The organism is Grimontia sp. NTOU-MAR1 (assembly GCF_035758505.1).
Taxonomy (GTDB): domain Bacteria; phylum Pseudomonadota; class Gammaproteobacteria; order Enterobacterales; family Vibrionaceae; genus Enterovibrio; species Enterovibrio marinus.
This window is the reverse complement of sequence record NZ_CP142108.1, coordinates 2,237,570-2,260,583: the sequence shown is the minus strand read 5'-3', so window position 1 is coordinate 2,260,583 and position 23,014 is coordinate 2,237,570. Positions and strand designations below refer to the sequence as shown.

22 protein-coding genes and 1 pseudogene are annotated in these 23,014 nt (G+C 50.2%); 7 read left to right on the top strand and 16 right to left on the bottom strand.

The features are described 5' to 3' along the window. Positions 1 to 61 precede the first annotated feature (61 nt). Positions 62 to 1,240, bottom strand: a complete 1,179-nt coding sequence (locus VP504_RS10250; protein WP_325891075.1) for a hemolysin family protein — start codon at positions 1,238 to 1,240, stop codon at positions 62 to 64. 235 nt (positions 1,241 to 1,475) lie between these two features. Between VP504_RS10250 and hupA the strand changes: the two genes are divergently transcribed. Together hupA and VP504_RS10240 are read left to right on the top strand one after the other, a co-directional pair. Further along, on the top strand, positions 1,476 to 1,748 hold the full coding sequence (gene hupA, locus VP504_RS10245; RefSeq protein WP_002542017.1) for a nucleoid-associated protein HU-alpha: 273 nt from the start codon (positions 1,476 to 1,478) through the stop codon (positions 1,746 to 1,748). Positions 1,749 to 1,789: 41 nt separating this feature from the next. Continuing rightward, on the top strand, positions 1,790 to 2,470 hold the full coding sequence (locus tag VP504_RS10240) for a DUF1481 domain-containing protein (protein WP_325891074.1): 681 nt from the start codon (positions 1,790 to 1,792) through the stop codon (positions 2,468 to 2,470). Positions 2,471 to 2,548: 78 nt separating this feature from the next. Here the strand turns inward: VP504_RS10240 and purD are convergent, their stop codons facing one another. Together purD and purH are read right to left on the bottom strand one after the other, a co-directional pair. Then, positions 2,549 to 3,838: a phosphoribosylamine--glycine ligase gene (gene purD / locus VP504_RS10235; protein WP_325891073.1), complete on the bottom strand. Its 1,290-nt coding sequence runs from the start codon at positions 3,836 to 3,838 to the stop codon at positions 2,549 to 2,551. Positions 3,839 to 3,891: 53 nt separating this feature from the next. After that, positions 3,892 to 5,484 (bottom strand): bifunctional phosphoribosylaminoimidazolecarboxamide formyltransferase/IMP cyclohydrolase, encoded by a 1,593-nt coding sequence (gene purH, locus VP504_RS10230; RefSeq protein WP_325894025.1) that lies wholly within the window; start codon positions 5,482 to 5,484, stop codon positions 3,892 to 3,894. Between the two features lie 180 nt (positions 5,485 to 5,664). Between purH and zntR the strand changes: the two genes are divergently transcribed. Continuing rightward, positions 5,665 to 6,075 carry a Zn(2+)-responsive transcriptional regulator gene (gene zntR, locus VP504_RS10225; protein WP_325891072.1) on the top strand — a complete coding sequence of 137 codons (411 nt, stop codon included), beginning with the start codon at positions 5,665 to 5,667 and terminating at the stop codon, positions 6,073 to 6,075. Between the two features lie 55 nt (positions 6,076 to 6,130). Here the strand turns inward: zntR and tpx are convergent, their stop codons facing one another. Further along, the gene (gene tpx, locus VP504_RS10220) at positions 6,131 to 6,634 is read right to left on the bottom strand and encodes a thiol peroxidase (protein WP_325891071.1); all 504 of its coding nucleotides are present in this window, start codon (positions 6,632 to 6,634) and stop codon (positions 6,131 to 6,133) included. A 247-nt stretch (positions 6,635 to 6,881) separates the two neighbouring features. On the opposite strand from tpx, the gene ppnP reads away from it, so the two are divergent. Together ppnP and VP504_RS10210 are read left to right on the top strand one after the other, a co-directional pair. Then, entirely contained in the window at positions 6,882 to 7,160 is a 279-nt protein-coding gene (ppnP, locus tag VP504_RS10215) for a pyrimidine/purine nucleoside phosphorylase (RefSeq protein ID WP_251876797.1), read from the top strand. 135 nt (positions 7,161 to 7,295) lie between these two features. Continuing rightward, a complete protein-coding gene (locus tag VP504_RS10210) occupies positions 7,296 to 7,601 on the top strand; it encodes a carboxymuconolactone decarboxylase family protein (RefSeq protein ID WP_062710280.1) in 306 nt (101 codons plus the stop codon). Positions 7,602 to 7,659: 58 nt separating this feature from the next. Here the strand turns inward: VP504_RS10210 and VP504_RS10205 are convergent, their stop codons facing one another. From VP504_RS10205 to VP504_RS10150, 12 genes and pseudogenes are all read right to left on the bottom strand, one after another. Further along, positions 7,660 to 8,814, bottom strand: coding sequence for a glycosyltransferase family 4 protein (locus VP504_RS10205; RefSeq protein WP_325891069.1), 1,155 nt, complete (start codon positions 8,812 to 8,814; stop codon positions 7,660 to 7,662). 182 nt (positions 8,815 to 8,996) lie between these two features. Continuing rightward, on the bottom strand, positions 8,997 to 9,293 hold the full coding sequence (fis, locus tag VP504_RS10200; RefSeq protein ID WP_002542007.1) for a DNA-binding transcriptional regulator Fis: 297 nt from the start codon (positions 9,291 to 9,293) through the stop codon (positions 8,997 to 8,999). 22 nt (positions 9,294 to 9,315) lie between these two features. Then, a complete protein-coding gene (dusB, locus tag VP504_RS10195; RefSeq protein WP_325894024.1) occupies positions 9,316 to 10,281 on the bottom strand; it encodes a tRNA dihydrouridine synthase DusB in 966 nt (321 codons plus the stop codon). 147 nt (positions 10,282 to 10,428) lie between these two features. Next, on the bottom strand, positions 10,429 to 11,313 hold the full coding sequence (gene prmA / locus VP504_RS10190) for a 50S ribosomal protein L11 methyltransferase (protein ID WP_325891067.1): 885 nt from the start codon (positions 11,311 to 11,313) through the stop codon (positions 10,429 to 10,431). Positions 11,314 to 11,713: 400 nt separating this feature from the next. After that, the gene (gene panF, locus VP504_RS10185) at positions 11,714 to 13,168 is read right to left on the bottom strand and encodes a sodium/pantothenate symporter (protein WP_325891066.1); all 1,455 of its coding nucleotides are present in this window, start codon (positions 13,166 to 13,168) and stop codon (positions 11,714 to 11,716) included. Next, a complete protein-coding gene (locus VP504_RS10180; RefSeq protein WP_251876793.1) occupies positions 13,161 to 13,442 on the bottom strand; it encodes a YhdT family protein in 282 nt (93 codons plus the stop codon). Before VP504_RS10180 ends, panF begins: the two co-directional genes overlap by 8 nt. A 152-nt stretch (positions 13,443 to 13,594) precedes the next feature. After that, a complete protein-coding gene (gene accC, locus VP504_RS10175) occupies positions 13,595 to 14,941 on the bottom strand; it encodes an acetyl-CoA carboxylase biotin carboxylase subunit (protein ID WP_002542000.1) in 1,347 nt (448 codons plus the stop codon). A 12-nt stretch (positions 14,942 to 14,953) separates the two neighbouring features. After that, positions 14,954 to 15,416 (bottom strand): annotated as a pseudogene (accB, locus tag VP504_RS10170) (acetyl-CoA carboxylase biotin carboxyl carrier protein). A 26-nt stretch (positions 15,417 to 15,442) separates the two neighbouring features. Beyond that, complete coding sequence (aroQ, locus tag VP504_RS10165; RefSeq protein ID WP_325891065.1) at positions 15,443 to 15,898, bottom strand: type II 3-dehydroquinate dehydratase; 456 nt, start codon at positions 15,896 to 15,898, stop codon at positions 15,443 to 15,445. Between the two features lie 1,047 nt (positions 15,899 to 16,945). Further along, a complete protein-coding gene (gene acs / locus VP504_RS10160) occupies positions 16,946 to 18,895 on the bottom strand; it encodes an acetate--CoA ligase (RefSeq protein WP_325891064.1) in 1,950 nt (649 codons plus the stop codon). Between the two features lie 236 nt (positions 18,896 to 19,131). Then, positions 19,132 to 19,752: a 3'-5' exonuclease gene (locus tag VP504_RS10155; protein WP_325891063.1), complete on the bottom strand. Its 621-nt coding sequence runs from the start codon at positions 19,750 to 19,752 to the stop codon at positions 19,132 to 19,134. A 1-nt stretch (position 19,753) separates the two neighbouring features. Next, a complete protein-coding gene (locus VP504_RS10150) occupies positions 19,754 to 21,556 on the bottom strand; it encodes a DUF294 nucleotidyltransferase-like domain-containing protein (protein ID WP_325891062.1) in 1,803 nt (600 codons plus the stop codon). 183 nt (positions 21,557 to 21,739) lie between these two features. Here VP504_RS10150 and VP504_RS10145 point away from each other — a divergent pair, with 183 nt between their 5' ends. Then, complete coding sequence (locus VP504_RS10145; protein WP_325891061.1) at positions 21,740 to 21,985, top strand: hypothetical protein; 246 nt, start codon at positions 21,740 to 21,742, stop codon at positions 21,983 to 21,985. Next, positions 21,964 to 22,905, top strand: coding sequence for a 3-phenylpropionate MFS transporter (locus VP504_RS10140; RefSeq protein ID WP_325894023.1), 942 nt, complete (start codon positions 21,964 to 21,966; stop codon positions 22,903 to 22,905). The genes VP504_RS10145 and VP504_RS10140 overlap by 22 nt, the downstream gene beginning before the upstream one ends. Positions 22,906 to 23,014: the final 109 nt, after the last annotated feature.

Genomic DNA, 23,014 nt, shown 5'->3' with positions numbered 1-23,014 from the left:
GCCAGCATGGCACTGACAAAATAAAAAACGGGCCTGATGGCCCGTTTTCTTTGGGTGTCGATTACTTTGAGGTTTTCTCTTCATCGTTCGGCGAAGTCGATGTCCCGTCCTCGCTGTTTTTTTCAGAGGTGCCTTCTTTTTCTGAGGCTTCTACTGACTCTTCAGCCGCTTTTATCGTTTCTTCCTCGTCATCATCTTTGCTTTCAATCACGCCATGGGCTTCTTTCCAGTCTTCCCACCGTTCATGGGCAAGTGCCTGCATGTTTGAAGTCTTGTCCGCCTCATCCATGATTTCTTTACCCATCAGGTGCTCGAAGATATCTTCCAGCGTGATGATGCCCTGAACGTCACCATACTCGTCAACAATCAGCGCCAGTTGAGAGCGCTGAGCCATCAGACGGTCAAAGGCTTTCGGCACGATAGTGGAATCATGAACCACTGGGATTGGGCGCATCAGGTTGCCAAGTTGCTTTTGACCCTTGCCGTGCTGGCTGGCGGAGAACAGCTCAAGACGGTGAACAAAGCCCAGAATATTGTCACGTGACTCGGCATAAACGAGCGGGCGGGAGAACGGCGTGTCATGGTGCTCACGCAGGAAATCCTCAATGGTCATGGTCGCATCAACGCGGAACAGCACAGGGCGTGGCGTCATCAACTTGGTAACCGGCACGTCACGAAGGCTCAGTAGGTTGGTCAGCATGGTGGACTCGTCATCTTCCAGCTCGCCACTTTCTTTCGCCAACATAGCCATCGCAGAGATTTCATCACGCAGCTTTGGTTGCTCTTTACCGTGCGCCAGTCGACGGGTCAGTTGCTCCGAAGCCCAAACGAAAGGGGTTAATGCCCATACCATCCAACGAAGCACGGTAGCTGCGCCCGGAGCCAATTGACGCCAGTAGGTAGCACCAATGGTTTTTGGCACAATTTCAGACAACACCAGAATCGCTAGCGTCAGCACACCGGAGAACACGCCCAACCAGGCATCACCAAAGACTTTGGCAGCTTGCGCACCGGATGCTGCTGCACCCACGGTGTGGGCAATGGTGTTTAGGGTCAGAATAGAAGCTAATGGACGGTCGATATCATCTTTCAGTGAGGACAGACGTCCGGCAGCTGGATGCCCTTGCTGTCGCATTTGGGCGAGATAACTTGGGGTAATACTCAGAAGCACCGCTTCGAGCACCGAACAGATAAATGAGACACCTATAGAAAGTGCCACAAACATGAATAGCAGGATCATCGTTTTCCAGCGTAAATGTAATAAACAGGGCCAATAGTAGCGCCAAAGATCGGGTCTGAGGGCAGTAAATACAAGAGTTGCCGCCAAAATATACCCAATATTTTGTGAGGATGCGCTCAGTTTATGGTTAAAGACTCTGCATACAGTCACTTGTAGCACCACAAACCTTTGCCAGTCGGGCTTCTTTTGAATTAGAGTTCACTTGTCTCAAGAAAACCTAAGAAGGGAAGACCTAATGAACAAGACCAACTTGATCGACCTGATTGCTGAAAAAGCAGACCTGTCTAAAGCACAAGCTAAAGCTGCACTAGAAGCAACTCTGGCGGGTATCGAAGGTGCACTGAAAGACGGTGACCAGGTTCAACTGATCGGTTTCGGTACGTTTAAAGTTAACCACCGTGCTGCGCGTACTGGCCGTAACCCACAAACTGGTCAGGAAATCCAAATTGCAGCGGCAAACGTTCCAGCGTTTGTTGCAGGCAAAGCGCTTAAAGACGCAGTTAAGTAACTGATACTCCGCCGAGGCAGTTCTTGTTTTGGCGGATATTTATGCGCATTAAAGCGTCTCTCCTTGTTTCACCTCTTATTCTTACTTTGGCGGGCTGTAGCTCGACAGAGATAATCCAACCTCCTGTTCAAACCGTCACTGCCATTGTACAGGGCGATGCCACCAGTATTTTCTGGCTCGATCAAGGTCAACGCTTTCCTGAAACTCTCACTGAGCTTGTGATGATGGGTGACAATGGCCAGTATTCGTCTGAATATCGCTGGCGCAAAGGCGTGGTGCGTGAAATTCAGCGCAAAGGAAATACCTTGATTGATGGTGAATTGAAACACCAGTCGGTACTTATCCGTTACGATTCGGAAGGGCAGGCAGTATATCAGCAGTATCGTCTGGGTGGCGCCTTGTTACCTATTAGAAGTACTGAGCTGGTGCGTTATTACAAACAGGCGGAAAAGGCTTTAGAAACCGCTCAGGCACTAGGAAAGAACAACAAAAACTTCTTTCAGGGCTATTGGAATGAAGGTGTGTTTGAAGAGTGTGGATCTGGTGATGTAAAAACACTGAAGTTCAGTGCTGAGTTTCCGGATTACATACTGCACAGGCTGAAGAAAGAAGATAATTTCATCGCGGCTGTCGGCAAAGTCGGCCGCAACACCAATACGGCAGAAACCATTATCGTGCTGGATAACGACAGTGCGGATTGTTTCGAAAGACCGGAGTTCTAAAGTTCGCATCACCCAGAAAGAAAAAACGCGCCGATTGGCGCGTTTTGACGTTTTAGGGCAGCATTTGAGCTTTAGGGATTATTCGCCCTGCTCGCGTGCAATCGCACGGTAGCCAATGTCATCGCGGTGGAACATGCCATCCCAGCTGATTTGTGAGGCCAGCTCATAAGCACGTTTCTGCGCTTCTGAAACGGTGTTGCCCATTGCGGTTGCACAAAGCACACGGCCGCCAGCAGTCACAACGTTACCGTCTTTCTCTGCCGTCCCTGCATGGAACACTTTCGCTGCATCCAACTCAGTGGTTGGTAAGCCAGAAATGACATCGCCTTTGTTGTATGACGCAGGGTAGTCACCCGCTGCCAGTACAACACCGATGGATGCGCGTGGGTCCCATTTGGATTCTACGGTATCCAGCTTACCTGCTACCGCAGCTTCACACAGTTCAACCAGATCAGATTGCAGGCGCAGCATGATTGGCTGGGTTTCTGGGTCGCCAAAGCGGCAGTTGTATTCAATCACTTTCGGTGTGCCGTCAGCCATCACCATCAAGCCTGCATAGAGGAAGCCTGTATATGGGTGACCCTCTGACGCCATGCCGCGAACGGTTGGGTAAATCACTTCGTTCATCACGCGATCGTGGATGTCTGCGGTTACAACAGGTGCCGGGCTGTACGCGCCCATACCACCGGTATTTGGGCCAGTATCACCATTACCGACACGCTTGTGATCCTGGCTTGTGGCCATTGGCAAGACGTTTTCACCGTCAACCATGACGATAAAGCTCGCTTCTTCGCCATCAAGGAATTCCTCGATAACCACGCGGCTGCCTGCATCGCCAAAGGCATTACCCGCCAGCATGTCACGAATCGCGTTTTCTGCTTCTTCCAGGGTCATCGCAACGATAACGCCCTTACCTGCTGCCAGACCGTCAGCTTTCACGACGATAGGTGCACCTTTCTCGCGCACGTACGCCAGTGCAGGCTCAATCTCGGTGAAGTTCTGGTATTCGGCTGTCGGGATTTGGTGACGGGCAAGGAAGTCTTTGGTGAAGGCTTTTGAGCCTTCCAGCTGCGCAGCAGCTTCGGTTGGACCGAAGATAGGCAAGCCAGCTTCACGGAAAGCATCAACCACACCAATCACAAGTGGTGCTTCTGGGCCGACAATGGTCAGGCCAATATTTTTATCCTGAGCAAAAGCAACCAGCGCTGAGATGTCTTCGACGCCAATGGCGACATTTTCCAGTTTTGGCTCCAGCGCGGTACCTGCGTTACCTGGCGCGACAAAAACGGTCTCAACTTTTGCAGACTGTGCGACTTTCCACGCCAGAGCGTGTTCACGGCCGCCGCTGCCAATAACCAATACGTCCATTTTGAATCCTTCAATCAAAGCAGCCCAGAGTAACTCTGGGCTGTGAAAAATGCTTAGTGGCGGAAGTGGCGCATGCCAGTGAAGACCATCGCCATGCGGTGCTCGTCAGCAGCGGCAATCACTTCGTCATCACGCATTGAACCGCCTGGCTGGATAACACAGGTAATGCCAGCTTCTGCAGCGGCGTCGATACCATCACGGAATGGGAAGAATGCATCAGACGCCATCACGCTGCCTGCCACTTCCAGATTCTCGTCAGCAGCTTTGATCCCCGCAATTTTTGCCGAGTAAACGCGGCTCATCTGGCCTGCGCCTACACCGATAGTCATGTTACCTTTCGCGTAAACAATCGCGTTGGATTTCACGTATTTCGCGACTTTCCAGCAGAACAGCGCATCACGCAGTTCCGCGTCAGAAGGCTGACGCTTGGAGACCACTTTCAGGTCATCCAGAGAGACCATACCTTGGTCACGGTCCTGAACCAGCAGACCGCCGTTAACGCGTTTCACGTCAAAGCCAGTGGTCTGTGCGCTCCACTCGCCGCAAACCAGCAGGCGAACATTCTTCTTCGCGCTAACCACTTCTACCGCTGCGTCTGACACGCTTGGTGCAATGATGACTTCTACAAACTGACGGTCAACGATGGCTTGGGCGGTTTCCGCATCCAGTTCACGGTTAAACGCGATGATACCGCCAAACGCTGAGGTTGGATCAGTTTTGTAAGCGCGGTCGTAAGCTTCAAGGATGTTATCACCCAGTGCTACACCACATGGATTGGCGTGCTTAACGATCACACATGCCGGATCGATGAACTCTTTTACACATTCAAGTGCGGCATCGGTATCTGCGATATTGTTGTAAGACAGTGCCTTACCCTGAAGCTGGGTAGCCGTAGAGACAGACGCTTCTTCCGGATTGGCTTCGGTGTAGAAAGCCGCAGCCTGATGGCTGTTTTCGCCGTAGCGCATGTCCTGTTTTTTGATGAACTGCTGGTTGAAGGTACGTGGGAACTTCGACTTTTCATCGCCTTCTTTGTTGTCGCCGTAAGACGGCACCATGGTACCGAAGTAGTTAGCAATCATACCGTCGTACGCAGCAGTATGTTCGAATGCAGAGATAGCTAGATCGAAACGGGTTCGTAGTGAGAGTGAACCGTTGTTGGCATCAAGCTCAGCCAGCACGCGGCCGTAATCAGAGGCATTCACCACGATGGTGACATCTTTGTGGTTTTTCGCCGCAGAGCGAACCATGGTTGGGCCACCGATATCGATGTTTTCAACCGCATCTTCCAGCGTACAGCCTTCTTTCGCGACGGTTTCCGCAAATGGGTATAGGTTCACAACAACTATGTCGATAGGTGAAATACCATGCTCGTTCATTACTGCATCGTCTGTTTCACGACGACCCAGAATGCCACCGTGTACTTTCGGGTGTAGGGTTTTTACGCGCCCATCCATCATTTCCGGAAAACCGGTGTAGTCAGATACTTCAGTTACTGCCAGACCTTGCTCTGCCAGAAGGCGAGCGGTACCACCAGTCGATAGGATATCGACACCTTTTTCTGCGAGAGCTTTGGCAAATTCTACAATGCCGGTTTTATCAGATACGCTAATCAATGCGCGACGAATAGGACGAGCGTTTTCCATTGCTACCATCTCTTTAAATGTGGGGATAGGATATTTGGCAAAACCGCCGCTTTGAGAGCCGCTTTGCCAAATACCCGCTAAGGCGAAGCCTTGATTGAATTGGCGCACATTCTAACCTAATTTATTGACGCAATCGATTGCTTTTGTGGCTTTGTCACAAAAATACGCGAGAGGGTATCTATGAAGATGTTACAAATCGGGCAGTTAGCCAAGCGTGCAGGTGTATCGGGCGATACGCTGCGGTTTTATGAAAAAGTTGGCCTACTGCAGCCAGCTGCCCGAAGTGAAAGTGGTTACCGTCTTTATGATGAGGATGCGGTGTCGCGTGTACATTTTATTATCAAGGGGAAACGTATTGGACTGACGCTGGAAGAAATTCAGGAGTTGCTTGAGATACGCTTGGAAGCCACCCAACACAGCTGTGCTGAAGTGAAAGGTATCACCCAGAAAAAGCTCGATGAGCTCGATGGGAAAATTGCTGAATTGACTGAGATTCGCATCGCGTTAAAAAGAATCAATGATGCATGTTGTGGTCACGTGGACGATGACGCCAGTCACTGTTCGATTTTAGAGGCTTTAGCGTCAGAGTAAGTAGTGAGAGGATAAAATATTAAAGAAGAAGGCACGGGGCCTTCTTCTGATTTGTTTACTGTGCAAGTTCTGCAAGCACAGCTGCATAGTCAGGCTCTTCGGAGAGTTCATTCACCAGCTCAACATGCAGTACTACACCTTCTTCATTGAGTACAACTACCGCGCGCGCCGCCAAGCCAACCAGGGGGCCTTCTGCAATGGCTACGCCGTAATCTCTCATGAAGGATGGGTCGCGGAACGTTGATGCATGCTGGACGTTCTCCAGACCTTCCAATTCGCAAAAACGGCTGGCGGCGAATGGTAGGTCGGCAGACACACATACCACCTTGGTGTTTTTCATTGATGCCGCTTTCTCGTTGAATGCACGCACACTGGCAGCACAGGTTGGAGTATCAATGCTTGGGAAGATATTCAATACCACTTTACTGCCGCGAAGGGCAGCAGGTGTAAGCTCAGATAAATCACCGGCAGCGAGCGAGAAATCCGGGGCATGGCCACCGACTTTCGGCAAGGTGCCTAAGAGTGGCAAAGGTTCACCTTTAAAATGGGTTTGCGACATTGTTCTCTCCTTAATTCACGTCGTTTGGGTAGTAGTGTGGCACAAGCACGCACCAAATCCATGTTCGAAAACGGGAATACGTAAAAACTGGATGCAGCGACCAGTGGTAACCAAAATAAGGTTTGGGAACATGATAAGAGTGTGATAGCGTCAGGGAAATCGAAAGGATAGGTACCCCGGCTCCAGAGCCTTGAAATACAAGCATCTTGCTGTCGACTGGGTATATCACAAGTAATAAAGGACAAAGATGTTAAAGGTAAACGAATATTTTGATGGTGGCGTAAAGTCCATCAGCTTTGAAAACAAAGGCCCACTGAGCATTGGCGTGATGGAAGTGGGTGAATACACCTTCGGTACCGCAGCTCCTGAGCGTATGCACGTGGTGAAAGGCGAATTGACGGTAAAGCTGCCAGGTCATATCGATTGGGAAACCTACGGTGCTGGCGATGACTTCGAAGTCCCGGGTGAATCATCATTCCAGGTGAAAGTTGAGCAAAATACCGCGTATTTCTGCGAATATCTATAGCGATAAATAAAACCTTTCTGTTTTGTAAAATTAAACCTCGTGGTCACATCTTCCTCTCTGGCGTAACGTGTCTGGACATTCACACTGGCGAAATGTCTATAGGAACGTTCGCTCGTCGCTAGAAGGAGATGTGCCATGCACAAGATGGAAAACCTGAAGAAGCTATCTAAGCTAAAAGACCACGCTAAACCAACCACTGATGCCTTTTGGGCATATGACAACCTTGCACTCGCAGATGGTGTTATCCCTAAAAAATACAAAGAACTTATGGCTATTGCTGTTGGGTTAACGACTCAATGCGCCTATTGCATTGAAGCGCATAAGAATGCAGCTCTAAAAGCGGGAGCGACCGAAGAAGAGTTTGCTGAAGTTGTCTTACTAACGGCGGCTATTCGTGCCGGTGGAGCTTTAACGCACGGTACTCATTTGTTCGAGGACTAATGATGTCATTGACGGACAAACCTTTTTGGATAGGTTTGTCCGTCACTGAGATATCTGATTAAGAGAGGCTAGAAAGGTAAATACTCTCTAGCTTATCCGCATGCCCCTGCATGGAAAAATGCTCCAGCGCGCGGCGATAAGCGCGGGTAGCGTTCGATTCACGCAATGACTCGTCATCCAGATAGCGTTTAAGCCCTATAGCGATTGACGCTGTATCCTTTGGCGTGCAGTACACCCCTGTCTCTTCAAGAATTTCTGGTAGCGCTCCTGTGTTGGAAACCACTAAGGCACAGTGCTGTGCCATGGCTTCAATGGCGGTCAGACCAAATGCTTCGTTCCAATACGGCAGGCAGACAATTTGAATTTCCTCCAACAGGGTAGGTACGTTTTTGCGGTAACCGGCCAGGTGCACCCGATCAGCAAAAAGAGAGGCTTTCACCTTTTCCTGTAGTTGGTTTGAAAAGGCTTCGTCTGCGCCCTCATCGGGGTTCAGTCCACCAATCAGCACTAAATGGGCGTTCGGGTAATCGGCCGCGATAAGTTCAAAGCCTGCCAACAAATCTGCCTGACCTTTGCCATCACAGATGCGGCCTACTGAACCGATAAAGGTCGTGTCATGAGACAGCCCATATTCATCGGCTAACAGGTGAGGGCGGTTCTCCTTGCTAAACTGTTTCTGATCGATACGCGTTCCTAGCCAGAGCCGCTCGATTTTACTTTCTGCTACAGGCAGTGCCTTGATATTACGTTGATAGGTTTCGTTACTGATCGACAGTACCTGTTCCACGTGTCGGTAAACCCAGCGGTGATAGATGTCTTTTTTCGGTCGTTTCACACCCATGTGTTCGGTAAACAGGGTGTAGCGACGGGTCAGCATGTTTAGAAGTGCAGAAACTAGGATGTCGCCGGATTTGTGGCAATGCACAATCTGCACATTGTTCGCTTTTAGCCATTTATTGAGACTAAAGAGTGTTGGACCGAAAAGCGTAGCTTTCTTCGGTACGGTAAAAATGTCCATGCCGGCATCTTTCATCGCGTTGGCTACACGGGAGTTTTCCGAAGCAAGACCAAAGACGCGGTAACCTTTATTGATAAACTCTTTACCCATGCGTGATGGGTACATTTCCAGGCCACCCCAGCCTGTTGACAGGCAAATATGCAAGATGCCCGGTTTGTTGTCTGAGGTGCTAATTGAGGCGTTAGCCTGAGCCATGGTGTTCTCCCGAAAAAATCTATCGTGCGGCTGGATACAAAGCTGCAAAGTCAGCAGGGAGTATATATCCAAACAACCTGAAGATGCATCAGAGGGGCATTGCGATTACGTGCGGAGGCTGAAAATGTAAAAGCCAGGCTTTGCAGCCTGGCTTTTACTGAAAACTGTTAAGTTAGCAGAACTTAGTTCATGCCATACTTTTTCAGTTTCTTACGCAGAGTACCACGGTTGATACCCATCATGGTTGCTGCGCGGGTTTGGTTACCGCGAGTGTATTGCATGATGGTGTCCAGCAGTGGCTGCTCAACTTCTGCCAGTACCAGCTCGTACAGGTCATTGACTTCCTGGCCATTCAACTGCGCTAGGTAGTTTTTCAGGGAGGCTTTTACTGAGTCACGCAGTGGCTTCTGGGTGATTTGATCTTGTGAAGTCACAGTAGTCACTGTCAATGCTTCTGAAGTCAGGTTTTGTTCGAACATACTCTGTCAGCTCTTCTCGTATTTATGCAACGTTTTCGAAGTAATCTTGCAGCGCATCGATCTGCTCGTGAGCGTCTTCGATTGCGTTGAAAGTCTGGCGAAAATCGCCAATTTGGTCATGTTCTTTCAGGTACCAACTCACGTGCTTACGCGCGATACGTAGTCCTTTGAGTTCACCATAAAACTGGTGAAGCCCCTGAACATGGCCCAACAAAATTGCTTTTACCTCTTCCATCGGTGGCGCATCAAGTGCTTCACCCGTGGCTAGGTAATGTTGGATTTCACGGAAAATCCAAGGACGCCCTTGTGCAGGGCGACCAATCATTAAGGCATCAGCACCTGTGTAATCCAGCACAAATTTGGCTTTCTGAGGCGAATCAATATCCCCATTGGCGATAACCGGGATAGTGATAGCTTCTTTGACCGCTCTGATGCTGTCGTACTCTGCCTCCCCTTTATACATACAAGCGCGTGTGCGACCGTGAAGGGCCAACGCCTGAATGCCACAGTCTTCGGCCATTTTGGCGATCTGGACACAGTTCTTGTTGTCCGGATCCCAGCCTGTCCGGGTTTTCAGTGTAACGGGAACGTCCACTGCAGAAACCACTGCTTTCAGGATCTGCTCAATGATATCCGGTCGGGTCAGCAGTGCTGAGCCAGCCAGTTTCTTATTGACCTTCTTTACCGGGCAGCCCATGTTGATGTCGACGATTTGCGCGCCGTTTTCAACACAGAAGCTTGCGGCATCTGCCATCAGTGCCGGTTCAGCACCAGCGATCTGTACAGAACGGATCCCCTTTTCATCGAGATGGACCATCCGGTTTTTAGATTTGGCTGTGTGCCACATCGCCGGATTGGAGGACATCATTTCACTTACCGCCATGCCAGCCCCGTAGCGCAAACAGAGTTCGCGGAAAGGTTTGTCAGTCACGCCTGCCATAGGCGCCACGATAAGTTGGTTTTCCAGTTTGTATGGTCCGATCTGCAAGGGGATACCTTCTATGTCAGCAAGGGCGCGCATTTTACGCATTTTTTCCTGCTCTGAAAAGGCCAATATTTGAGCGTTTTGCCTTGATTTTTTAAAAATCCAGATAATTCAATTTTTTAGTACAAAAATTGTTCAATTATCACTGAGTTAGGCTCTGCACGCAGTGATGCGGCACCATTCCTCTTTTTCGACAATCGCGTCAACGCTGAGTTCATCGCGGTAACAGTCGGCAACAGACTCAGCCTGACTATCCAATACACCGGACATCGCCAGTACACCTTGCGGTGCGATCAGGCTTTTGATGATTGGAGAAAGTTCACGAAGTGGACCTGCCAGAATGTTGGCAACCACGACTTCGGCTTGTAGGTTCTCTGGTTGATCTTGAGGCAAGTAAAGCTCAAGGCGATCTGCGACGCCATTGCGCTCTGCATTGGCTTTAGATGCTTGCAGTGCTTGTGGGTCGATATCGATACCGATGACTTTCTCTGCGCCCAGCAGAAGCGCTGCCAGCGACAAAATGCCTGAGCCGCAACCGAAGTCGATCACCGTCTTGCCAGACAAGTCCAGGCCATCCAGCCACTCGAGACAGAGTGCTGTCGTTGGATGAGTACCGGTGCCGAACGCCAGGCCAGGATCAAGCATGATATTGACGGCCTCTGGCTCTGGTGCATCGCACCAGCTTGGGCAAACCCAAAGACGCTGACCAAAACGCATCGGCTTGAAGTTATCCATCCAAGCGCGTTCCCAGTCTTTGTCTTCCAACTGTTCAATTTTGTGCGTAAAGTTTTCTTCCAGTAGCGGGCTGTTTTTCAGGATAGCCACCACTGCATTCATGTCGGTTTCTGCGTCATACAGTGCGACGATGTCGGTTTCGCCCCACAGACGGGTTTCACCCGGCATAGGTTCAAACACTGGGGTGTCTTTGGCATCAAGGAAAGTGACTGACAACGCACCAGCTTCTTCCATCAGCATGTCACCAATGGCTTCAGCGGTTTCAGCGGTTGCGTTCAGTTTGATTTGAATCCAAGGCATGGTTTCTTCACTTCTTCGTTTAACGACGATTTTAAGGCGCGGAGTCTAGCATAAAAAGTAGTCAGACCGCATAGCCTAAGGGTCTGTTGATCTTTGGTGATGATTTTTGTAGCAGTTTGTGGGGATTTTATGCAAGGCAGAGGCTTCGATGTGTAGCTAGCCTACATAAGAAGCCGATAACGCGGCAGAAATTCCCCACAAACGCTGCCCGAAGGGTTCTGCTCTAAGCGTTTTATGCTTTGTTGAGGTGTATTTGCTTAGAATGACTAGGCGGCACACACCTCGCCGCGCCTAAAACGCTTATAGCGAGAACAAAATTTAACCACCAAAGGTCAACAGACCCTAGCACGGTCAGGGTTAAGAAAGGAAGAAAAAGGGCAGCGAATGCTGCCCTGAGAAGTTATGCGGTTGCTTGGCGTGTCTTCGTGTACTGCATACCGCTAACAAGCAGGAAGGCAAACAGACTGATGGCCAGTGAAGGCACAATGGCGTGTATGCCGCTCATGTCCGGTTTAAAGGTCGAAAGCGCGGCATAGCTGCCAAGGCCAGTAATCATGGATGCTAACGCGCCTGAAGCGGTGGCTTTCTTCCAGTAAAGGCCAAGTATCAGCGGCCACAGGAACACCGCCTGCATACCGCCAAAGGCGAGCAGGTTCAGCCAGATGATCATGTCAGGTGGGTTGGTGGCCGCGACAAATACCAGCAGTGAGAATATCCCCGTTACCCATAAAGAGAGTTTGGGTAATTTGCTTTCTGCATCCGGCGCTTTGGCGGCATTGGGGTTGATGTAGTTGAGATACAAATCCTTCAGCAGCGTTGCGGATGCCTGAATGAGTTGCGAGTCGATGGTCGACATAATCGCCGCCATTGGGCCTGCCAGAAACACACCGGCAACGACAGGGGGCAAAACCGTCATCATCAGGGTCGGCATGATCTGATCCGGGTTATCAATTTCCGGAACAATCGCACGGCCCAGCGCTCCAGCCAAATGCATGCCAAGCATCAATAGCGCCACCATCGCTGTGCTGAGCACCATGCCTTTGTGGAGAGACTTACTGGATTTGTAAGACATACAGCGCACCGCCGCATGGGGAAGGCCAATCACACCGAAACAGACCAATACCCAGAAGCTCAACATAAACGGCTCTGACAGGAAATTGTTGGGGCCATACGGTGTGACCAGTGCAGGATCGATAGCATGAAGCTCAGTGATCATTTCACCCAGACTGCCGCCTGCGTGGATGATGCCAACCAGCAACGCAATAGTGCCTATGATCATCATGATGCCCTGCACGGTGTCGGTCATGACGACAGCGCGAAATCCGCCGATGGTGGTGTAAACGCCCACCGTCAAGGCAAACAGCATCAGACCGTGGGTATAGGAAACCCCGGTAACAGTCTGCAGCAAGCGTGCGCCGCCAACGAACTGAACCACCATGGTGCCGAAAAAGGCCAGCAATAAAGCGAGAGAGGCGAAAATCACCACAGCACGGTTTTTGTAACGCGCATAGAGCATGTCATTCAGAGTGAGCGCATTGTGACTACGGGACTCAATGGCGAACTTCTTTCCGAGCACACCGAGCGTCAGCCATGCAGCAGGTAACTGGATCATCGCCAGTAACACCCAGCCGAGTCCCATTTTGTAAGCCGCACCGGGCCCACCGATAAAAGAACTCGCACTGGCATAGGTGGCCGCGAGAGTCATCGCCAGCACAAATCCACCCATGCTTCGGCTACCAAGCAGGTATTCATTCAGGAATCCGCCACTGCGATCCCCTTGTTTGCGCGAATAAATGGCCAGCGCAAATACAGCGACCAGATACAACGTCATCGGGATAAGAAGCTGACTATTCATCGGACGCTTCCTCTTCGATGTCGAGTGGCATGTCTTTGTAGAGGAATTTCACCATCAGTGCGCACAGCAGGGTAAATAAAAGGGGGCCGATAACGCATGCCATTAAAAACCAAAGTGGCAAACCGAAATAGAGCGTAGGGGGAGTCTGTTCAATTCCTTCTGGGGCCAGACCATAGGCAAATCCGTACCACCATGCAAAATACGCGAGTGCGAGTGCAATCGCCCATTTGGCTTCCTTGTGAGCCTGGCGGTATCGGCTGCTAAGTGTCTTCATTAGAGCCTTCTTACTTAACGCGATAAGAGAGTGTTGATAAGGGGTCTATTGTGACAAAACCACGGAGAATGTGACAGATTTATACGTGCAGGGTTAGGGCACTAAAAACAAAAAAGGCCGCGTAAACGCGACCTTTTGGCTCTTTCTCAGAATTACTTCTGAATGCCCAGCTTCTTCTCCAGGTAGTGGATGTTTGCACCACCATGCTGGAAGTTCTCATCTTTCATGATTTCCAGCTGAAGAGGAATATTGGTTTTGATGCCATCAATGATGGTTTCCTGCAGGGCGTTACGCATACGGGCAATGGCCACGTCACGGTTTTCACCGAAGCAGATCAATTTACCAATCATGGAATCATAGTGTGGAGGCACAGAGTAGCCTGAGTACACGTGAGATTCCCAACGCACACCCATGCCGCCTGGCGCATGGAAGCGATCGATTTTACCTGGGCTTGGTAGGAAGCGCTCTGGGTCTTCGGCGTTGATACGACACTCAATCGCATGGCCGCGGATTTGGATGTCATCTTGCGTGAATGACAGAGGCTGGCCAGCGGCAATGCGAAGCTGCTCTTTGATCAGGTCAACGCCAGTGACCATTTCGGTCACAGGGTGTTCAACCTGAATACGGGTGTTCATCTCAATGAAGTAGAACTCACCGTTTTCGTACAGGAACTCAAACGTACCTGCACCGCGGTAGCCGATTTCCAGACATGCGCGGCAACAACGTTCACCGATGTACTTACGCATTTCAGCAGTGATACCCGGTGCTGGCGCTTCTTCAACAACCTTCTGGTGACGGCGCTGCATCGAACAGTCACGTTCACCTAAGTGAATCGCACCGCCCTGACCATCAGCCAGAACCTGCACTTCAACGTGACGTGGGTTTTCCAGGAATTTCTCCATGTAAACCATATCATTGTTGAAGGCAGCTTTTGCTTCTGCGCGGGTCATGGCAATAGCGTCGGTCAGTTCTGCTTCAGAACGAACCACACGCATACCGCGACCACCACCACCACCGGATGCTTTGATGATCACAGGGTAGCCGATGCGTTTTGCGAAAGCCTTGTTCTTAGACTCGTCGTCGTCAAGTGGACCATCAGAACCTGGTACACAAGGTACGCCCGCTTTTTTCATCGCGTTGATGGCAGACACTTTGTCACCCATCAGGCGGATAGTTTCAGCGCGAGGACCGACGAAAATGAAGCCTGATTGCTCTACCTGCTCTGCAAAATCTGCATTCTCTGACAGGAAGCCGTAACCTGGGTGGATAGCCACCGCACCAGTCACTTCTGCAGCACTGATGATGCGTGGGATGTTCAGGTAACTTTCAACGCTTGATGCAGGACCGATACAGATAGATTCGTCTGCCAGCAATACGTGCTTCAGATCGCGATCGGCGGTGGAGTGAACGGCAACCGTTTTGATGCCGAGCTCTTTACACGCACGAAGGATGCGAAGCGCAATTTCACCGCGGTTAGCGATGACAATTTTATCTAACATAGCTGTCCTCGATTACTCGATGATGACCAGAGCTTGGTCAAACTCTACTGCTTGGCCGTCTTCACACAGGATAGCTTTCACTACACCCGCTTTGTCTGCTTGGATTTGGTTCATCATTTTCATCGCTTCAACGATGCAAAGGGTATCGCCAACATTTACTGATTGACCCACTTCAACGAAAGACTTCGCTTCTGGGCTTGGAGAGCGGTAGAAAGTACCCACCATTGGAGATAGAACCTTGTGACCCGCAACTTCTGCTTCAACTGCTGGTGCTTCTGCTGCTGCCGGAGCCGCCACAGGAGCTGCTGGTGCCGCTACTGGAGCCGGCGGCTGCAGGTGCTGCGTAAACCTGAGTGGCGACTGGCGCAGTTGCGCGGCTAATGCGTACTGACTCTTCACCTTCAGATATTTCCAGCTCAGCGATGCCAGATTCTTCAACAAGCTCAATCAGTTTTTTGATTTTACGAATATCCATGATGTCTATCTCTTTGAAATTATTGTTCAGTTGTTCTCTGCTTGCAGACGCTTAGCGACCGCACGTAGAGCAAATTCGTAACCGTCAGCGCCCAGTCCGACAACCACACCTTCTGCTTTATCGGAGAAGTAAGAATGATGACGGAATGGTTCACGGGCGTGAACGTTTGAAAGGTGCACTTCAATAAAAGGAATGCCAACAGCGAGAATGGCATCTCGCAGCGCCACGCTGGTGTGCGTAAACGCAGCTGGGTTGATAATGATGAAATCAACCTTTCCCATTGCCTGATGGAGGGTATCAATCAGGACGTGTTCCGCATTGGACTGCACGTGTTCAAGTTGAATATTGAAAGATGCTGCTAATGTCGTCAGATCGGCGACGATGTGATCCAACGAAGTCTGTCCATAGTGGCCAGGTTCACGAACCCCTAGCATGTTTAGGTTCGGACCGTTGATAAGTAAAACTTTGCGATTTGTCGTCATATTGATCGCTTTGTTCCTGTTCTTGTTGCGAAAAGGCGTTAACTTCTGCTTTTTAGCACCAGAGGGTGCGAGAACCTGAAAAATGGCACTCCCGCCACTTACTGAAACGCAATTATAGAGAATTCACCGCAAATGGCAGCAAAATACTGGTCTTATCAGACAAAATCTGGCAATCCCGCGTACAGGTTACGCAGTTACGACAGAAATTTCGTGGCAATAGTTCACGAAATGACCAGTTGAGCCGGTGGAACTGTTAGGCAGATCTCATCCCGCGTTTTAAACGTGTCTTTTTCGCCTGAACATTTTACAGGCCCCTTTTACTACCCGGGTGTCTTTAAAGTGAGATAATGGGAAATAATCATTTAAATATTAATTAGTTAGGTTGCGGTTACCAATTGGGAACAACGTTCATACCAGGAGCTGTTGATCTTTGGTGGTTAAATTTAGTTCTAGCTATGAGCGTTTTAGGCGCGGCAAGGTGTGTGTTGCCTAGCATTCTAAGTAAATAAACCTCAACAAAGCATAAAACGCTTAGAGTGCGGGACGCGCAGTCGAACCCTTCGGGCTGCGTTTGTGGGAAATTTCTGCTGCGTTATCAGCTTCTCATGTAGGCTAGCTAAACATCAAAGCCTCTGCCTTGCATAAAAACTCCACAAACTGCTGCAAAAATCATCACAAAAAGGTCAGCAGCCCCTTTTTTGCCCAATGTGGCTCTTATTCCGACGCTATAAGGGAGTGTCATTCTGTTTACGGAAATAGTACCGCAGTACCCGAAACCTAATTGACAAAACCCTCGACTAATAAGCCACAGATCCGACAATGAGAGCGTTTAGTCGATGTAATGCCTCGGATTATTTGGGAGGGGAATGTGATTCAGAAGCGCTATGACACAATGGTTTGGTTATTACATTGGAACGATGTGTGTCACCAATTCTGGAAGCAAGATAACTTGATAGCTACATTGATTTCATCCCATGCAATGGCTGTGTACTTGGACCCAAAAAGGGCCGCGTTTAGCGGCCCTTAGAGATTGAGCAGGAAGGTGGGCTATACCACGCTGGACTTTTCTGCGATGAGTTTATCTACCACGCTTGGATCTGCCAGCGTAGAGGTATCACCCAGACTGCCAGTATCGCCAGTCGCAATCTTACGCAGGATTCGGCGCATAATTTTGCCTGAACGGGTCTTCGGTAGGGCATCTGTCCAGTGGATGAAATCCGGTGTTGCGATAGGACCGATTTCCTTACGTACCCAATTTTTCACTTCTTTGGTCAGTTCAGCAGTTGGTACTTCGCCTGCATTTAGCGTGATATAGGCGTAGATAGCCTGACCTTTGATATCGTGTGGAACACCTACAATTGCCGCTTCTGCGATCTTGTCGAATGCCACCAATGCCGATTCGATTTCTGCGGTACCCATACGGTGTCCGGAAACGTTCAGCACGTCATCCACGCGACCTGTAATCCAGTAGTAACCGTCTTCGTCACGGCGAGCACCGTCACCAGTGAAGTACATGCCTTTGAAGGTTGAGAAGTAGGTTTGCTCGAAGCGTTCATGGTCACCGTTAACGGTGCGCATTTGGCCTGGCCAAGAATCGAGCATAACCAGGTTACCTTCGGTTGCTCCTTCGATGATGTTGCCCATGTTGTCAACCAGTGCTGGTTGTACACCGAAGAATGGGCGAGTTGCCGACCCTGGCTTCAGCGCGGTTGCACCAGGTAACGGAGTGATCAGGATGCCGCCGGTTTCGGTTTGCCACCAGGTATCTACGATAGGACACTTGCTGTCACCGATTGTCTTATAGTACCACTCCCATGCTTCTGGGTTGATGGGTTCGCCCACTGAACCCATGATGCGTAGCGAATCACGCTTGGTGCCTTCAACCGCTTCGTTACCTTTCGCCATCAGGGCGCGGATTGCGGTTGGGGCGGTGTACAGGATGTTGACCTGATGCTTATCAACCACTTCACTCATTCGGGCAGTTGATGGGTAGTTAGGTACGCCTTCGAACAGGATGGTTTTGGCACCGTTCGCCAGTGGTCCGTAGATCAGGTAGCTGTGACCGGTGATCCAACCCACATCTGCGGTACACCAGAAGACTTCACCTTCCTGGTAGTCGAAGACGTACTTGAAGGTCATGGTCGCATAAACCAGGTAACCACCTGTGGTGTGGAGAACACCTTTTGGCGTGCCGGTTGAACCTGAGGTGTAAAGGATGAACATTGGGTCTTCTGCGTTCATCTCTTCCGGTTCACAGTTATCAGACACGACTGCGGTTGCTTCGTGCCACCATACATCACGGCCAGAATTCCACTCAACATTGTTACCAGTGCGTTGGTAAACAACGACTTTTTCAACTGACGTGACCGAAGGGTTTGCAAGCGCTGCATCCACGTTTTGTTTCAAAGGTACTGCGCGGCCGCCACGTACACCCTCATCGGCAGTGACTACCAGTTTCGCGTTGGAGTCAACAATGCGGCCTGCGAGTGCTTCTGGAGAGAAGCCACCGAATACGATGGTGTGAACGGCACCAATGCGAGTACATGCCAGCATGGCAATCGCGGCTTCCATTACCATTGGCATGTATAGGCACACGACGTCGCCTTTGCGCACGCCTTGGCCTTTCAGTGCATTAGCGAACTTACACACTTCAGTGTGTAGTTCTTTGTAAGTCAGGGTTTTGTCGTCATTTGGGTCATCGCCTTCCCAAATCAGGGCAACCTGATCACCTTTTGCTTCAAGATGGCGGTCAATACAGTTGGCAGAAACGTTTAGCGTACCGTCCTCGAACCATCTGATGTCGACATGGCCGGTATCAAAAGAGGTATTCTTCACCTTAGTGAAAGGTTTGATCCAATCTACGATCTGGCCATGCTCACGCCAGAATCCTTCTGGGTTAACAACAGACTGCTGATACATCTCGCGGTAAGTGTCGTTGTTTGCGTGCGCTTTGGCTTCGATTTCCGGCATAACCGGATGCAGGTGAACCTCACTCATTATCTTTCTCCTTGTGTTCCTGCGTGATGCTGTCTGGCATCGTCAAATATTCGACCACGACGAATTAGTATATAGGGTCCGGTCTAGCGGTCTTGTTCCATTAAGGTCGGACAGTTAGGGATTCTCGACAATTAGACTTTAGGATGAAGAGGCCGTTTTCTATGGGTTTTGTGACCTTTGGACAATCACACTGAGGTGTTGCTCTCATTTACATGCAGTGGGTTGCGGGGAAATTATCAATAAGTGGGCATTGATACATCCCCGTACTTTAGTCGAACGTAGATCAGTGCTGCACTAATGGCATCATCGAGTGCGTCATGCCGCCCGGAAAGGGGAAGATCGAGGTGGTGTCCTATCGCCTCCATACTCAGGTCGTAATAAGCATTCGGCAGAATGTGTTCGAGTTTCCGTCGGTACATGTCACTCACCTCTATTGTGCTATTGGGCAGTTTGAAGCCAAGGTGCTTTTTGGCATAGCGGTCAAGGATCGCTTTGTCGTACTGGATGTAATACCCAACAATCGGCCGGTTACCAATAAACTCGATGAGTTTGAGCATGGCCTCTTTTTCCGTCACGCCATCGCTCAGATCCTGATGTCGGATGCCGTGAATTTTCACCGACTGTGCGCTCAGAGAGCTGGGCGCGCGAAGGGAAATGGTGAAAGGCTCGCTGGTGACAATTTTATTGCCGCGGATTTTAGTTGCAGCGATAGTCACCAGCTCAGCTTTGTGTGGGTCCAGGCTGGTGGTTTCACAATCCAATGAGACCAAGTCTTCATCACTAGGTGAAGAAAACAGTCGAGCATACTCGCTGTCGCGCCACTTGCATCTGAGCCAGAGTCTTTCCAGCAGGTTCATGCTAGTCCCTCACCTGATAGTGCGAAGCCAGTCGCTCTTTGAATTTCTTCACCACACCCAGACAGTCGCGCAGCAAATCCCTTTCAGTACGAGAAAGGTGGGTGACATCGAGCTGGTTGCCTGTACTGGCATCGCTATCGAGTTGCTGTTTCAAGCGTACTTTCACGAAAAGCTTTAAAGCTTCAGAGAGGTTGTTGGCGGTTTCTTGATCCAATGCTTTGCATTCGACCAGTGCATCCAGTCTTTCAAAGGTATTGGTTTCGGAGAGCCCTTTTTCCAGCGCCAAGGTGCGAACCCCATGCACCAACGGAAAAATACCCCCTTTTTTTACATCCAATCCTTCTTTATCCGCCTTTAGGCTACCGAAAAGCGTCAGAGGAACACGGAACGCAAGGCTGGGACGGACGAAGGTATTGAGCGTCAGCATGTTGTTTTTGAGCGAAGCATGGAGCTTTTCCAGGACGGGTTCCAGCAACGCTTTGTTGCCAGCCACAGCATGACTGTCAGCAATGATGGCCAAGTCCATCAGGGTGCGTTCGTCAGAAATCTTACTGAAGGAAACCATTGCTTTTATCCACTCAGATTGGGTTTTCACCCAGCGTGGATTGTTAACCATGACATTGCCGGGACAGGGCGGGTAGCCTAGACGGCTCAGCACTTCACTGAATCTTTCCATGTAATGATGAACGTCGGGCCAATCGGCATCGTCAGCAAGAATAAGTCCATTGTCTTGATCGGTTTTTAGAACCTGTTCACCACGACCTTCCGAGCCCATCACAAACAGGCAGCATTGATTGTGGAAGCTTTCTGGAATGGTGAGACGAAAAGCCTTTTCGATGATCTGTTCGTTGACGGCGGAAATCAGCTCCATGACAAATTGGGTGTGGATGCCGTTGTTGGTGAGATTGGCGACGAGCTGATGTTGGTTATTGGCTGCGAGCGCGAGTTCCTCAATCGAATGTGCGCGGTTGATTTGCAGCGTGAGCACGTGAGAGTGCGTTGAGAAAAGACTCAGTACCTGAGTCATATCCAGCATGCCGACCGTCTCGCCATCTTCGGTGACGCGAATCCGTTTTACCCGATCGCGGGTCATCAGGATCATTACGTTGAACAGGTACTCGCCCATCTCGACGCTGATGACCGGAGAGGTGGCGACTTCACCGATGGAAGATTCTAAAGTGCAGCCATCCTCAACCAATGCGTGCAGCAAGTTGGTTCGGGTGATGATGCCGATATCGTGCGGCTTAGCTTCGAGGGCGACCAGTGCGCAGTCCTGACGCTCACGGCGAAGATTCAATATCGCTTCCCGAATCGAGGTGCCATGGGGCATGGTCATGATGGGTTGGATGTTGGTTTCATCCACCTCAGTCAGGATGAATTCGGCAAGGTTCTGCTGTTGTTGTGCCTTTTCCAGCATGCGTTTTCGTTTACTGAAACTGGTATTGAAGTAGTCAGCAAACGACTGGTTTTGGCCATAGAGTTCGAGAAACACGGTTTTGGGCAGCACATAGCAAAGCGTGTCCTCCACCACACGGTATCTGTGGTGTGAATGGCCTTTCAGCAGCGCTCGGGCGTCAAACAGATCGTCTTTAATATACTGCGCCTGCACTTCCTTGGTATCAGGATTGACTTCCTGAACGCGTCCTTTGATGACGATATAAAGGGCATCATTGCCTTCCCCTTTTTCTATCAGCACATCACCGCGGCGGTAATAGGCGACATCCAATGAGGACAGCAGGTGCTTGGCTTGTTTTGCATCAAGGCGGTCAAACGGGGGAGAGGAAGTGTCGAACGGTTCAGGCATGGCGGCAAACTCCGTGTTATTAACCACGCGCGCTGCGCGTCTTTGCAACTCCCAGTGTGTCGCACGGCAATCCACCTTGCCAGCCGACTTTAGTCTATTAATCCATGCTAAGTTGAGACTATAAGTTTGGATGAATCGCTGTCAAAATAGCCACCCTCGTTGCGGCAGAAAGGATGCGCCAGAATGAGTTACCCCCGTCCCACCCCCTACCATTGGCTATCCATCTATTATGGTGCCTATTTTTTTGCGTTTGGGGTTTATCTGCCTTTTTGGTCAGTATGGCTGGCATGGCTTGGCCTCTCTGCAGATGACATTGGCATTGTGTTGGGCGCGGGTGTCATGGCGCGCTTTGTGGTGAACCTCACTCTCACCCCCGTTTTTACTTACCCGAACATTTACTTCCCGCTATTCGGTGGCTGTCATTTCTAGCCACAGTGATTGGCTTTCTGCATTTGATGGCAACGCCGGATTTACTCTGGCTGACCGCGCTTTCTATTTTGATTAACAGCGTGATTGGGCCGTCTATTCCGGTGTCGGATGCATTAGCCAATCATTACAACCGCAGGAAGTTGATTGATTATGGCCGTTCCAGGCTTTGGGGCTCACTAGCATTTGTGATTGGTTCTATGATGGCGGGTATGCTGGTGGAGCGCTTTGGGCCGCCAATCATTGTACCTCTCGCTGCTGGGGCGTTGCTGTTGACCTGGTGTTGGAGTCTGTCTTCGCCTCAGCAACTACCCGCGAAAGAAGAAACCCAAGCGATGGTCAGAATGCCATTGCTTCAGGTGCTTCGTGTGAAACCAGTGTTGGTGTTTCTTGCTATCGTCTCCTTCATTCAAGGCAGCCACGCCGCTTATTATGCATTCAGTGCGATTCATTGGACCCAGGCAGGCGTTTCCGATGTGATGGTGGGTTACCTATGGAGCTTTGGTGTGGTGGTGGAAGTGATGATGTTTGCACTGGCCGCTAAGTTTTTCGGAAGTTGGCAGGTGCAATCACTGTTTCGGCTGGCAGCGCTGGCGGTGATTCTGCGCTGGTGTTTAACGGCTTGGAGCACTGATCTCGGTGTGCTCTTTGCCGCGCAGTCACTCCATGGCCTGACTTTTGGTGCCGCCCATATTGCCGCGATGCGTTATATCCAACAGCAAGCGAGCGATAAAGTCATGGCACTGCAGGCTCTGTATAGTGCAATCCCTATGGGCGTAATCATGGCGCTTCTTACTGTGGTCGCTGGTGAGCTCTACGAACAGTTAGGCGGAGGCAGTTTCTATGCAATGGCGCTTCTTGGCTTGCCTGTTCTCCTTCTGACATTGAAAACCGACACTGTGGAAGAAGCAGTAAGGTCCTGAATTTGTGGTACGCATTTAGAGCTCGCTCACGGAGATAAAGTGGCGCGTTGTTGTACAACTGAGAGCATGTTAAACAGACTCTAGTTAATAGTTTGTCATGGAAGGGATT